General features: G+C 57.8%; 12 protein-coding genes. 5 read left to right on the top strand and 7 right to left on the bottom strand.

What is annotated here, in order from left to right; all coding sequences use genetic code 11:
* Positions 1–132: 132 nt before the first annotated feature.
* The 3 genes from REH34_RS21550 to REH34_RS21540 form a co-directional block, all read right to left on the bottom strand.
* Positions 133–2,673 (bottom strand): M10 family metallopeptidase C-terminal domain-containing protein, encoded by a 2,541-nt coding sequence (locus REH34_RS21550; RefSeq protein WP_311969115.1) that lies wholly within the window; start codon positions 2,671–2,673, stop codon positions 133–135.
* A gap of 147 nt (positions 2,674–2,820) precedes the next feature.
* A complete protein-coding gene (locus tag REH34_RS21545; protein ID WP_311969114.1) occupies positions 2,821–3,699 on the bottom strand; it encodes an MBL fold metallo-hydrolase in 879 nt (292 codons plus the stop codon).
* 228 nt (positions 3,700–3,927) lie between these two features.
* A complete protein-coding gene (locus tag REH34_RS21540) occupies positions 3,928–4,710 on the bottom strand; it encodes an alpha/beta fold hydrolase (protein ID WP_226503277.1) in 783 nt (260 codons plus the stop codon).
* Between the two features lie 244 nt (positions 4,711–4,954).
* On the opposite strand from REH34_RS21540, the gene REH34_RS21535 reads away from it, so the two are divergent.
* Together REH34_RS21535 and REH34_RS21530 are read left to right on the top strand one after the other, a co-directional pair.
* On the top strand, positions 4,955–5,695 hold the full coding sequence (locus tag REH34_RS21535) for a response regulator (protein WP_311969113.1): 741 nt from the start codon (positions 4,955–4,957) through the stop codon (positions 5,693–5,695).
* Positions 5,695–6,978 (top strand): HAMP domain-containing sensor histidine kinase, encoded by a 1,284-nt coding sequence (locus tag REH34_RS21530; RefSeq protein ID WP_311972130.1) that lies wholly within the window; start codon positions 5,695–5,697, stop codon positions 6,976–6,978. The genes REH34_RS21535 and REH34_RS21530 overlap by 1 nt, the downstream gene beginning before the upstream one ends.
* Before the next feature lie 605 nt (positions 6,979–7,583).
* On the opposite strand, the gene REH34_RS21525 is transcribed toward REH34_RS21530, so the two are convergent.
* Together REH34_RS21525 and REH34_RS21520 are read right to left on the bottom strand one after the other, a co-directional pair.
* A complete protein-coding gene (locus REH34_RS21525; RefSeq protein WP_311969112.1) occupies positions 7,584–8,192 on the bottom strand; it encodes a hypothetical protein in 609 nt (202 codons plus the stop codon).
* A gap of 144 nt (positions 8,193–8,336) precedes the next feature.
* Positions 8,337–8,966 carry a hypothetical protein gene (locus REH34_RS21520; RefSeq protein ID WP_311969111.1) on the bottom strand — a complete coding sequence of 210 codons (630 nt, stop codon included), beginning with the start codon at positions 8,964–8,966 and terminating at the stop codon, positions 8,337–8,339.
* Positions 8,967–9,156: 190 nt separating this feature from the next.
* On the opposite strand from REH34_RS21520, the gene REH34_RS21515 reads away from it, so the two are divergent.
* From REH34_RS21515 to REH34_RS21505, 3 genes are all read left to right on the top strand, one after another.
* Complete coding sequence (locus REH34_RS21515) at positions 9,157–9,489, top strand: hypothetical protein (RefSeq protein WP_311969110.1); 333 nt, start codon at positions 9,157–9,159, stop codon at positions 9,487–9,489.
* A gap of 80 nt (positions 9,490–9,569) precedes the next feature.
* Positions 9,570–9,905: a recombinase family protein gene (locus REH34_RS21510; protein WP_311969109.1), complete on the top strand. Its 336-nt coding sequence runs from the start codon at positions 9,570–9,572 to the stop codon at positions 9,903–9,905.
* A gap of 62 nt (positions 9,906–9,967) precedes the next feature.
* Positions 9,968–10,285: a hypothetical protein gene (locus REH34_RS21505; protein ID WP_311969108.1), complete on the top strand. Its 318-nt coding sequence runs from the start codon at positions 9,968–9,970 to the stop codon at positions 10,283–10,285.
* Between the two features lie 951 nt (positions 10,286–11,236).
* Here REH34_RS21505 and REH34_RS21500 read toward each other — a convergent pair.
* Together REH34_RS21500 and REH34_RS21495 are read right to left on the bottom strand one after the other, a co-directional pair.
* The gene (locus tag REH34_RS21500) at positions 11,237–11,644 is read right to left on the bottom strand and encodes a hypothetical protein (protein ID WP_311969107.1); all 408 of its coding nucleotides are present in this window, start codon (positions 11,642–11,644) and stop codon (positions 11,237–11,239) included.
* A gap of 84 nt (positions 11,645–11,728) precedes the next feature.
* A protein-coding gene (locus tag REH34_RS21495; RefSeq protein ID WP_311969106.1) for an IS3 family transposase occupies positions 11,729–12,948 on the bottom strand; the annotation gives its coding sequence in 2 pieces (ribosomal slippage) (positions 11,729–12,603 and positions 12,603–12,948; 1,221 coding nt in all).
* Positions 12,949–13,014 lie beyond the last annotated feature (66 nt).

The following is a 13,014-nucleotide window of genomic DNA, read 5'->3' as shown; positions in this document are numbered from 1 at the left end:
TGTATCGGGTCCTGTACATTTAACGGCCGGGGGTGGGAAAGCTTGAGGGGATTAGAGGGTGGTAATGCCGAGAAAGTGTGCAGTCGTGACCAGTGAACCCCGCATCATTGAGTGAGCGGGGTTGTGCCTTGATCACCCAACAGCATGATCGGCATGAGTAGCCACACCCACCACCTCGATCGGCGCGACATCCGCCGACACATCGCGATCCGCGAAGCCCATGTTGTTGTACCGCAGGTTCTGGGTCTGATCGCCGCTCAGGGCGATCTGGAAAAACCGCCCCTGGTCGTCGCCCTGCAGGTCGCGGACATAGGTGCGGTCAAGGGCGGCGTTGTAGTCGATCTTCAAGGTGCCGTTGAAGCCATCGCCGATATCGGTGTAGCCCAGTGCGCTGACGGAGAGGCTGTCGTAGCCCTGATTGAAATCGGTGATCAGGTCGGTATGGCTCTGGTCAGCGGTGCGGTAGCTGTCCTCGACGCTCTGGAACACGAAGTAATCACTACCGCTGCCGCCGGTAAGTTTGTCAGCGCCATGGCCACCGAGCAGGAAATCGCTATTGGCGCCCCCCTGCAGCACATCGTCACCGTCCAGCCCATAGAGACGGTCCGCGTCTGCCGAGCCGATGAGCCTGTCGCTCGCCGCCGTGCCGGTGGTCAAGATCTGCCCCGGATAGGTGCTGGTTTCTTGCGGGCTGTCAGCCCGGGCGAACTCGACAGCGTTGGCGCCCAGGTCAAGCACATGGTCGCCGTTCAGGGCGACCTGGAAACGATTGCCGGCGCTGTCCAGCTCTTTTGAGCTGAGGCGAGTGATGTCGTTGGCGCTGTCGTAGGTCAGGCTCAGTGTGGTGCCGTAACCATCGCCGAAACCGGTGAACCCCAAGGCAGAGACGTCGATCTGGTCGTGGTCGGCACTGTTGAAGTCGACGATCAGGTCGCGGCCCTGATCCTTCCCGGCGGCATCGACCTGGCTGTCGGTCAGGTGGTTATAGACGAAGGTATCCGCGCCCTGACCGCCGATCAGCCGATCGGCACCGCCACCGCCGTCCAGGCGATCATCGTCGCCGCGGCCCGAAAGCACGTCGCGGCCATCGCCGCCTACCAGAGTGTCACGGCCGTGAGTGGTGCCTTGCAGGCTGTCGTCGCCGGATGTGCCGTTGGTGAGCGGGAGGAAATTATCCGCGGTCAGGCTGGTGCGGTAGTCGCCTTTGAGGATCAGCTCGAAGCGCTGGCCTTGAGCGTCGGCGTCATAGCTCTTGAGGTAGGTAAGGTCCTTGTCGGCGTTGTAGGTCAGGTCCAACGTGCCGTTGTGGCCATTGCCCAGGCCGCTAAGCCCCAGGCTGGTGACATCGATGCTGTCCTTGCTGACATCGAACGCGCTGATGGTATCGGCAAAGCTCGCGCTTGCAGTGCGATAGCTGTCGGTCAGCTGGGTGAATCGGAAGGTATCGTGGCGCTGCGCACCCACGAGCTGGTCCACGCCGGCACCGCCGATCAACTCATTGTCGAGGTCCCCACCCATTATCACGTCGTCACCAGCACCGCCATACAACACAGTGTTGTAAGCCCGGGCATATTCGGAGATCACGTCGTCACCCGTGGAGCCGTAGGTGGTCAACGCGTCGGTGTTATCGAACACTGCGGTCGTGGCGCCGACCACCTTGACGTCGCCCTCGGTGGCGTTGCCGATGAAGTTGTCACCAATACGGTTGTCGTTGCTCTGGCCGCGCTCCTCGACGCCGTAGGTAGACCTCGCGCCGTCATAATAGCCCGTTGCGCCAATCACGTTGCCACGCACTTCGGTGCCGGTGCTGTCTTGCACAAGCACGTAGGAGTGGTTGGCGTCCAGGTAGCTGCCATCGATATGATTGGTGCTGATCTGGGTACCCTGGGAATCGCGTACCTCGATGGCCAACAGGCGGTTGTACGAGATGGACAGGTGATCGACCACCGCGTCGCTGGCCTTGTCGATCAATACTCCACTGGTGCGGTTGCTGGTGATCGATCCACTGATCAACTGCGCCGCATGGCCATCAGCGTCACCCACAACGGCGACGCCATAGCCCTGATTACTGGTGCTGGTGATGTCTTGCACCCTCACCGCACCTTGAGTGGTGAGACCGTTGCCATCGTTGTCCGTGACGATCAGGTCATCGAGCGCACTGCCGACCAGCCCCGCCGTGATCACGCCGCCCTGCCCGTTGTAATCCACGTAGGCCTTGTCGGACTGGACCTGACCGCCCTCAGCGCGTAGATCGAGGCCGTAGCCGGACGCGTTGGTGGCCTGGACGTAATTCAGCGTCAGTTGCGCGCCGTCGCCCAGCGATAAATCGCTGACCACGCCCGTGGTATGCGCGCGGTTGCCGTCGATAACCAGACTGCTGACGCCGACCGCATTACCATCAGCGCGCAGGATGCCGTCGATATCAGCGCTGGAACCGTTTGCCAGTTTCAGCGTCGGCCGATCAGTGGTGTCGCCTTCGAGCAGAACGTTGTCCTTGAGTATCAGCGCGTTGCCGGAGGCCTGGGCGCTGACGATATAGGTGCCGCTGGGGATCACCACCGTTCCGCCCCCTGCGGCCGATGCGGCGTCGATCGCAGCTTGCAACGCCAGGGTGTCGTCACTGTGCCCGTCGCCCACGGCGCCGAAGTCTTTGACATTGAATGAATTCGCCATCTGGTCATTCCTTTAAAGAGAGTCGAGGATTCATCGCTTGCAGGAGGAATCGACCTGAGAATGGCTTGATCATTCAATGGCAATCGATGGGAGGTAAGCGCTTTGGGCTGCCAGTCGCTTCCACGGACGGTATCGGGTGGCGTCAACTCACCACTGCATTTCACCCTTGGCCACCTTGGCGCTGATCTCGAGTGACGATTCCTCGGCCAGATCGGGATACAGGGCCTGCATCGCCACGATCAGCTCTGCCGCGTCTTTAACCTGAGCGGCCTGGGCGTCGAAGGCCTTGATGTAGCCCGCTGTAAACTCGGCAGCGTCGCGGGAATCGAGCTTGCCAGGCAGGAAGTGGCCAGGGACGACCGTGACCGGTTCGAGGCTTTCGATCCGGGCCAAGGTCGCCAGCCAATCCTGATGGGAAGCCGCACTTTGGGTGTCGGCCATCCACACGTGGATGTTGTTTGACAGCACCACCCCACCCACCACGGCTTTTATCGAAGGGATCCATACGAAGCTGCGCTCCGGTTGCGGCCCATCCAGGCCAATGACCTGCAGTTCATGGCCTTCCAGGGTGAGCGCACTACCCTGCATCAACTCAGGGACGATCACTTTGTCGGGTGCGCCATCGCCCATCTGCGGCCCCCAATACGCCAGTTTGGCGGCCATGGTGGCCTTGATATGGGCGACAGTCGGCGCACTGGCGACGACCTTGGCCTGGGGGAAGGCCCCTGTGAGCGCCTCCAGGCCGAAGTAGTAATCCGGATCGCCATGGCTGATGTAGATGGTGGTGAGGTTCTTGCCGCTGTGGCGGATCTTCGCGACCAATTGCTCAGCCTGGGGCCTGGCGAACTGCGCATCGATGAGGATGGCGTCCCTCTCGCCGCTGACCAGCACCGAACTCACGGGGAAGGCTGCCGTCGCGCCTGGGTTATAGACGTCCAGTTGCAGCGGTGGCGCTGCCAGACTCACGACGGCGGTGCCGAGCAAAGCAATACAGACGAGCAGCCGTGGTATGGCGTGTTTCCACATGAGCAATTCCCTTCCAGTGACCAGAGTGCCGGGTAGAGTAGGTCAGGCTGGGAGACCGAAACATACTGGCGAGTGGCCCAAATCATTTCCGCAGATGATCAGCCAAGCATGGGGGTGGACCGCTGGCTACATCGCCGTCGAATGATCACAAAAGCCCCAGCACTGCGCTGGGGTTCAAATCACTTCAACTCACCGTAACCCGGCTATTTCGGCAGAACTGATAGCCGCTCAGCCCTTGTCCGCCGCATGCAGCGCCGCCTGCTCGATCAACGCCGCCACTTCTTTGGGATGCGATTCATACACCGAGTGACTGGCGCCCTTGATCTCGATGGTATGGCTGTTCGCCCGTTTGGCATACATGCGCTCCAGGTCCGGGTTGATGATGCGGTCAGCCTGAGCCACAGCGTACCAGCTAGGTTTGGTTTTCCAGGCTGGGACGCCCGCCGGGGTGGTGAATACCGAGGCTGCAGTCAGCTCTTGGGCATTGGCTTCGAACTCGGCTTGGGCCTTGGGCAGGTCGGCGGCGAAATCCGCGGGGTAGAAGGCCGGGTCCAGATAGAGGAAGCCGTCGTCGGTTTTCTTCACCGCCTTGGTCGCGTTGGGGTACAGCTTGCCGTTCTGCGCTTCGGTCTCCCCCTGATCGAGGGCATGAGCGGCGATATAGACCAGGCCGGTGACATGCTCGTCATTGCCGACATCGGTGATGATCGCGCCGCCGTAGCTGTGGCCGACCAGAATAGTGGGGCCGTCTTGCTGGTCGACGATGCGCTTGACCGCGGTCACGTCATCGGCAAACGAGGTCAGCGGGTGTTCGGCGACCGACACGTGGTAGCCGTCCTTGACCAGGATGTCGTAGACCGGTTTCCAGCCCGAGCCGTTCACGAAGGCGCCGTGCACCAGCACGATATTCTTTACCGGCGCGGCTTGCGCGGCGCTGGCGTTGCTGATGCCCAAGGCCAGGCCGGCAGCGATAAAAGCGCTCGATAGCAAGGTTTTCTTGAAGATGTTCATGGGGGCTTCCTCGGTGTGCGTTCAGGGTTCGGGAGAGGCTTGGCAGGCCGTGGCGCTGCGTTTCGCCGTGGAGCCATTGAATGCTCTGGACGTATCTGCAATGTGTCGTGGCGGGTCGGCAATCAATCACAACGTATCGACGAGGCACCCAGATACAGTTCGATACAAAGCCGCTGGAAATTCCCCGCCTTTGCCGTCACCTTGTAGTGCGTAACCGCCCGGCAAGGGCTGAGAGGCGTCACCCATGGACCATGTGGACCACATTCTGATCGTCGACGACGACCGCGAAATCCGCGAGCTGATCGGCAATTACCTGAAGAAGAACGGACTGCGCACCAGCGTCGCGGCCGATGGCCGTGCGATGCGCAAGTTTCTGGACGGCACGCCGGTCGACTTGATCGTGCTCGACATCATGATGCCCGGCGACGACGGCCTGCTGCTGTGCCGCGAGCTGCGGGCGGGCAAGCACCGGGCGACACCGATCCTGATGTTGACCGCGCGCGACGACGAGACCGACCGCATCATCGGCCTGGAGATGGGCGCCGATGACTACCTGACCAAACCGTTCTCGGCCCGCGAACTGCTGGCGCGCATCAATGCCGTGCTGCGCCGCACTCGAATGTTGCCACCCAACCTGCAGGCCACGGACAAAGGACATCTGCTGTCCTTCGGCAAATGGCGCCTGGACACCATCGCCCGCCATCTGCTCGACGCCCAGGACACCCTGGTGGCCCTGAGCGGTGCCGAATATCGGCTGCTCAAGGTGTTTCTCGATCACCCGCAGCGAGTGCTCAACCGCGATCAACTGCTCAATCTCACCCAAGGCCGCGACGCCGATCTGTTCGACCGCTCCATTGACCTGCTGGTCAGCCGCCTGCGCCAACGCTTGCAGGACGATGCCCGCGAGCCCGCCTACATCAAGACGGTGCGCAGCGAGGGTTATGTGTTTTCCATGAGTGTCGAAACCCTGAGCGCCACGCCATGATGCGCCTGCCGCGCACTCTCACCGCCCAGCTGTCGCTGATCTTTTTCATCGGCCTGGTCCTTGCTTACGGGCTGTCCTTCGGCTCGCAGTTCTACGAGCGCTATCAAAGCTCGTCGAGCATGATCAACTCGATCATCGAGCGCGAAGTGGGGGTCAGCGTGGCGGTGCTCGATCGCTTGCCCGCCAGCGAGCGTGGCGCCTGGCTGGAGCGCCTGCAAGGCCGTAGTTATCGCTATGAGATGGGCGCCACTGAAGCGGGACCCGCGCTGGATCCGCTGCCCCCCGCGGCCCAGGCCATCGCCAATGCGTTGAGACAATACCAGCCCACCTTTACAGGCTCATCCGCGCATTTCCGGGTCCATCTGGCGCTGCACGACGGCCAGTCGATCAGCCTTGATGTCGAGCCCCGCGACCTGCCCGTCGCGTTGTGGCTACCGGTGGCACTGGCCATCCAGTTCGCCCTGCTGTTGCTGTTGATCTGGGTGGCGGTGCGCATTGCCATACGGCCCTTGGCCAATCTGGCGCGGGCCGCCGAAACGCTGGACCCGAACACCCCCGGCAAGCCCCTGGAGGAAACCGGTCCGCGAGAAGTCGCCCACGCTGCCACGGCGTTCAATGCCATGCAGCAACGCATCGCCGACTACCTCAAGGAGCGCATGCAGATCCTCGGGGCGATTTCCCACGACCTGCAAACCCCCATCACCCGCATGAAACTGCGCGCCGAGTTCATGGATGAGTCGGTGGAAAAAGACAAACTCACCCATGATCTAGGGGAGATCGAGCATCTGGTCCGCGAAGGCATCGCTTATGCGCGCAGCAGCCATGGTGCGACTGAAGCGAGTCGGCGGATTGATGTGGATGCGTTTTTGCAGAGCCTGGTGTTTGACTATCAGGATGTCGGTCAGAACGTCGAGTTGCGTGGCAGTACCGCGGCGCTGCTGGATACCCGGCCACAGGGGCTGCGGCGGATACTGGCCAATCTGCTGGATAACGCGGTGAAGTTTGCCGGGGCGGCTGAGATTGAAGTGAGTCGGGGGGGGGATGGCAGCCTGTCGATCAAGGTGCTGGACCGAGGGCCGGGTATTGCGAGTGATGAATTGGCCGAGGTGGTCAAACCCTTTTATCGGATCGAAAGTTCGCGCGGCCGAGAAACGGGAGGCACCGGCCTGGGGCTGGCCATTGCTGAGCAACTGGCGACTGCGCTGGGTGGCAGGCTGACGCTGAGTGAGCGTGAAGGTGGCGGGCTTTGTGTGGAGGTGTGCTTGCTTGGGGTAGCTCGGTAATGGGAGTAGATTGCTTAGAGTCAATCGATCAGCGGCGTCGTTGAAATTACCGATTATTCGGAGGTGCATCATGTTCAAGAATGACATGCGTCCTGTAGGGACACTGCGAAAAGTAATACGGTCGGATATAGAAAGCTATTAGCCGTATTCACTGACAGCCAGACGTCAACGTCTGAAGGTTACATTCTGGTGACTCCGCACCACTGAAGACATCAGCACAGGATCGCCTTCCAATAAACGTAGTCGACACAAAAACCGCTCTTGCTGTTGCCTTTGCTCTGAATCGTATGCTCGGCATACGGGTTATCACCTCTTTCGTGGGCGACGATTGCTACCGCACTTCGTGTTCTGCACGAAAACAGAAGATCAAGATCAAAGACAGATTTTCTGTAATTTCATTTATTGGATAGTGTTCGACCGCAGGTCATAGGTCGATTCGTCCACCGTGAGGTAGGGATAAACCCTCAATGGTGAATGACTTTACAGCGCCGCTGTAGTGTTCATCTGCCTTGACCGTGCATCAACCCTTGGTTGACCTGTATGGAGGCCTGATATTCGCCATACCGCATCCGCAACCATGCCGTAAAGTGCCGCTTCATGCTCGGTCATTCTTTAATTTCCTTTCTGGGTGGTAATGCTGCAATTATAATGTCGCCGACAGAGCTATTTCTACCCATGCATACTTCGGAAACTGCTCCCTGAGCGAATTTATTCCATATGGCGTGATAAATATACCCACCCTGTGTGGCCACAATTGTTACATCGGCAATTTTAGCTTTATTTGAATCTTCAATAATCGCCCCGCGAGCCCAAGCGCCAAGTTTAAAATATTTATGAAAATGCACGATTGAATATTGGCTTGCTTTGATGTCAGAAGCAGTTGTTCCGCTACGTTGTACTTTTATGTAGCGGCCGTCTCCTGAGTCAATCTCTACATATGCGTAGCCTCGACGAATATAATTTTCTGCATCTCTAATCCTCCACCCTTTTGCATAAAAACCGTCTACTTCGTGAGAAGAATACAAATGAGTACCTGCATCACTGCATTCTTGAGTGAATTTAATAAAACATAATATATCGGTGCTGCATAGTGCTAGCGTAGCCAATGTTGAAACAACTACCAGCTTGTGGCGTGGCATTTTAAATAATTTGCATACAGTTGCCACTGTTAGAAAAATAAATATAACAGCGATGAAAAACATGATAATAAGCATATGAGCTCCATACTGCGTGAAAATTTATATTGTGTGGCTGCAGTAACTAACTGTGACAGTTGAGCCTTCGGGTGTAGGTTGGCGGCCAAGCGAGCGAAGCGATGCACGCTATGAGTGGTTCACACCGATAGCGGTGCTATCAAGCTATTGGGTCACCTTCCTGTACGCCCAGTACACAATGCCAGCAAAGAAAGGGATCAGCATGATCCCTGCCGTTCTCCGCGCCTCCTCGGCGTAGAAGCCGCCCCAGTCGAAGGGATCGAACAAACGAATACTGAAGAACCAGAAGACAGCCCATACAGGGCAGATGAACAACCACGCTCGAAACGCCTTCGGCTTGCTTCTCCACCATCCCTGATTGCGGTGCATTATCCCAGCGAACTTCTCGCCCTCTGCTTTCACGTCAAGCGCCCGCTTGTGGGCAATCTCCTTGTCCGTTGCCAGCATCCTGTCGAATGCATCCATTACGTACGTGGGCGGCTTATCGCTACTATTCGTCTTGCCCCATTTGCCATGTGCATAATCGAAGGCGGGTTGCAGGTTCACCGAGGGCGCCAGCCCAACAGCCAGATACGCTTGCCACGCGGCATTGATTCTTTGCTCATTGGCCAGTGACAGTACGTCTCTACTGCCCACCCACCGGCAAATAGCTTCCCAGTCATTCCGTAACGTCTGGGGCGCCCCCTGCTCGCTGGCAAGGGATTCGAGTATCCGCAGGTAGTACGTGCCCGATGATGCAAACAGGTCGAGCGAGGACCGTCCAGTATTGTCCATTGCAGCGTTCCATGGTCTGAGCCTGATGGCCATTATGGCGGCGCTTCACGCCTTGGAACAATGAGTGATGATAATTCGCTTTAAACTCCCAGAAACCATGCGAAAACCTGCCGTTTATTCCCTCGCAGACGGGTACGTCTGATGTGTTCACCACGCCACGGCCCAGCATTTCCGGGCCTTGTGCTCGAACATGGATAAGCCGGGCACGTTGAAAGGTAGTTTCCTAACGATTCAGGACGGCAAAAACGGTCGAACCGGCCAGAATCATCGTTTTCAGCAAAGGAACGCCAGTCATGACCCGCCCCAGTCAATAACCCTTGAGATTCTGCAATGTGCAGCAGAGGGGCGCCCGGTTGAACTTGGCCGACCAGTTGAAGCGTTGCTGCCGGGCTTGATCCTTGGTGGTTACCTGACCATCGACAATGTCGGCGGTATTCCCACGCCTGAGTTAACCGCTATCGGCGAAATAGTTCACCCAGTGCTCACTCCCAAGGGCCAAGACCTTTCAGACACGTTCCGATAGCGACGAATGGCCTTAACGTTTCGCTGCCTACCGTCAGCAATATCTAAGATGCCCATCACCAGCGAAATCAAGGGCGAGCGATGAAACCAGTAGTGGCGTATGCAAGGATGTCGACAGACGATCAATGTCTTTCGGTCGCTGGTCAATTCGCTGCTATCCGCATCGCTGCCGAGGCGAACGGTTGGGACATCGTTGCCCAATTCACCTACGAAGGTGTGTCAGGCTCCATCGATCCACAAGAGCGCTCACAATGCCGTTTGGCTCTGGCCAAGGCCAAAGCACTGGATTGCCCGGTGGTTATCCACCGTGTTGACCGACTAACACGTGACCACACCCACTTCGTAACCCTGCAAAAGAAGTACACCTTCATCGAAGCAGAAGACGTTCACGGCTCTGGCCTCGTCCGCAACATCTAGTCCCTGTTGGCAGAAGGAGAACTGGTGAAGATTCGCCAGCGGACCAAGACTGGCTAGCAGAGTTGAAAGCGCTCGCACTCGCCGACACGCCAGAGGGTGAAGAGGCCCGCCAGAAGATTGCCAACCGCGATGCAGGCCGTAAAGCGGCATGGGCGGTAGGTAACGGGGCTGCTGTCGCTGCAAAGGCTGTTAACGCTGCTGCTCGTGCCAAGGTGCTGGAAGCTGAGCTAAAGGCATGCTTGTACGATGGTAAACCGACATACTCTGCAATCGCTGCATGTTTGAATGCCAAGGGTGTTACCACGGACCGTGGGAGCGTGTTCAGTGCGATGACTGTCAGTCGCTTGATGTCCCGTCTTGGTCTGTCGCTTCCTGCCTGATACAGCGCTTCCAACTGGTGCTGATGCTCCTTCGTCACTGGTTACACCTGGGCCAACGAGTGAAATCCATCGCGCTCAGCGATGATTCCAGCCCGCCCATGGCCAGCGAACCCGCGCAACTTATTAGAAAATCACTCACCTTCACACAGCGAGGTAGAGCCGGGCGCTTAGCCGCTCTGGTACAGATGCCGTCTCTGGTTACTTTTTCTGGTGACGCAGGGACTACCCTTGTTGTGCAACCTTTCTTTTCGGCGGCGGGGGTGGTTGTCACAGAAAAATGCCCCTTGCCGTGTGGCAAAGGGCATGGGCTGTTAGAACTCGAAGCTCAACTGCTGTGGAGGGCTACGGAAATGCTGCCGCACATGCTCCCAGCGGCCAAAGCGCCACCGGGGATAGGCATGCACGTAAATAGATTTGACGCGTTGGCGGGACGTGCGGCGGGTTCTGCGATTTTGCGTGATCATATGGGTAATTCTCTACTGAATTGCAAAGGTGTGCATTCATCTGGAGAACGCCCCACTGATCGCCAACTGTTGACGAAACCGTCACGCTGTTGGCTTAATGGCGCTCGCTCCAGAGTCATGCGTTTTCGAATGCCAGCTTCGGGGGTGATGCGGGTGAACACGTTCTGTGACCAAACTTCGCGTGTTCATCCGTAGTCTTTCCTTCCGCTATCCGTTCAGGATAAGCATCCAGCACAAAAGTCCGAAAACCCAACATGTAGTGGTTTTCTGCGCTTGGGATACAAGATAAAGCGCCATCAGGGGTAATGCAACCAGTCGTGTCTGTGGATAACGTGTGGGTAAAGTGTGTGTGTGGCGTGCGTGAAACGCTGTAGCCCTTGAGCTAACTGGTGTAGGACTTTTCGACAGCTTTGTAGGACGGGGGAAAATTTTTTCCTGAATTGCGCTTTTTGATGCCTGCCGTAAGGCGCCTGTGACGTCGACCACGCTATTTTCGCGAAATCGCTGTGTGTATCACGGAAAACAAGGCGTCGGTTACGTGCGACCCTCCCAAGCCCTGGAAATACGCTTTCAAAATTGTCAACCCCAAAATATTGGCAAAACGTCGCACCCCTCCCGTATATTCCACCCCATCGCCATTACTGGCGAACCACCCAAACGCGGCGCCCAGCGCCGAAGGAAGTGACTCACATAACGAACTGACTACAAGGAGCGCCCCGCCACGCTCGATACTTTCTGCAAAATCACGCACACCCTTCTCCAAGCCAAACACATCATCAGCCGACTTATTGGCGAACCCATCATGTTCAACGCCCAGGATAAAATCCTGTGGGTGTGGTTGAAGGATCGTCACGATTATTTCAAGCGGCTGGGTAACGATTGGTTCGACAACCAAGCCGATCTAGCCTACCCCTGCGGCTGCGACCTAAGCACCGTGAAGCGTGGACTTGCCCCTACCAGACCGGACACCAACTCCCCGTTAAATTGATGCTGCTGCCAGACGCCTAAATTCTCGCGGCGACCGATATTTCAAAGCGCTGTGCGGATGCTGCTCGTTGTAATGCTCGAAGGCAATCGTCAGATTGCGCAGCGCTGTTTCTCGATCCGGCTTGGGCATGTGCGCCACGTAATCTCGCTTGATCGTCTTCACAAAGCTCTCTGCCATGCCGTTGCTTTGCGGGCTGCGTACTGGTGTGGTCACCGGCTGCAAGCCGATCTGACGGGCAAACAGACGCGTCTGTTCGGCGATATAGGCCGAACCGTTATCGCTCAACCATTGCACTGGAGTGCTCGGTAATTGATCCCCAAATCGCTTCTCCACGCTTTCCAACATCAAGTCTCGTATGTCATCGCCGCTGTAGCCTGTCGGGCTGGCGACCCAGCCGATGGCTTCGCGATCACAGCAGTCCAGGGCGAAGGTCACGCTCAACTTTGCACCGTCGTCGCAACGGAACTCGAAGCCGTCTGAGCACCAGCGGGTATCGCTGGTACTAACGGCAATTCGGCCTTCATGCCGACGCTGCACGCCAGGCTGCTTGATGCGTCGTTCCAGCAACAGATTGTGATCGCGCATGACGCGATAAACCCGCTTCACATTGATCGGGGCCAGTAACTGGACTTCACGCTCGCGGCGCAGCAACCCCCAAACCCGGCGGTAGCCATAACTTGGCAACTCGCTGACTTGCTGCTTAATCTCGGCGACCAACTCCGTATCGTTCACGAGCCGACGTCGCCGTACTTTGGGCGATGCCGATTGCTTGATTCGAACCGTTAATTGCGAGCGCGACACACCGAGACATTCGCTGACCAGTTTCACTGGTCGTCCCCCGGCAACAAGGGTGAGTGCGCAATCCATTTTCGCGACCGGGCGATCTCCACGGCCTCTTTGAGGACTTCGGCTTCCATCGTCTTCTTGCCCAACATCCGCTGTAATTCTCGGATCTGCTTGAGCGCGTCGCTCAGCTCCGACGCTGGTACCACCGCTTCGCCAGCACTCACCGCCGACAGGCTTCCGTCCTGGTACAGTTTGCGCCATAAGAACAGCTGGTTGGCATTGATGCCGTTGCGCCGGGCCACCACGGATACACTTTGTCCGGGTTCGAGGCTCTCGCGAACCATGGCCAGCTTCTGGTCGGTGCTCCAGCGGCGTCGGCGTTCCTGGCCGAGCAGCTCGCCACCCTTATCGTTGCTGTTAGTCATAAACATACCCGTTTGCCTATCCCTTATCTTAAGGGGGGAACGGTGTCCTGTCTTTCATGGGGCTCG

The sequence above is a fragment of the Pseudomonas baltica genome, from assembly GCF_031880315.1.
Classification (GTDB): domain Bacteria; phylum Pseudomonadota; class Gammaproteobacteria; order Pseudomonadales; family Pseudomonadaceae; genus Aquipseudomonas.
The sequence above is the reverse complement of the archived record's forward strand: the minus strand, read 5'-3'. Positions and strand labels throughout refer to the sequence as shown.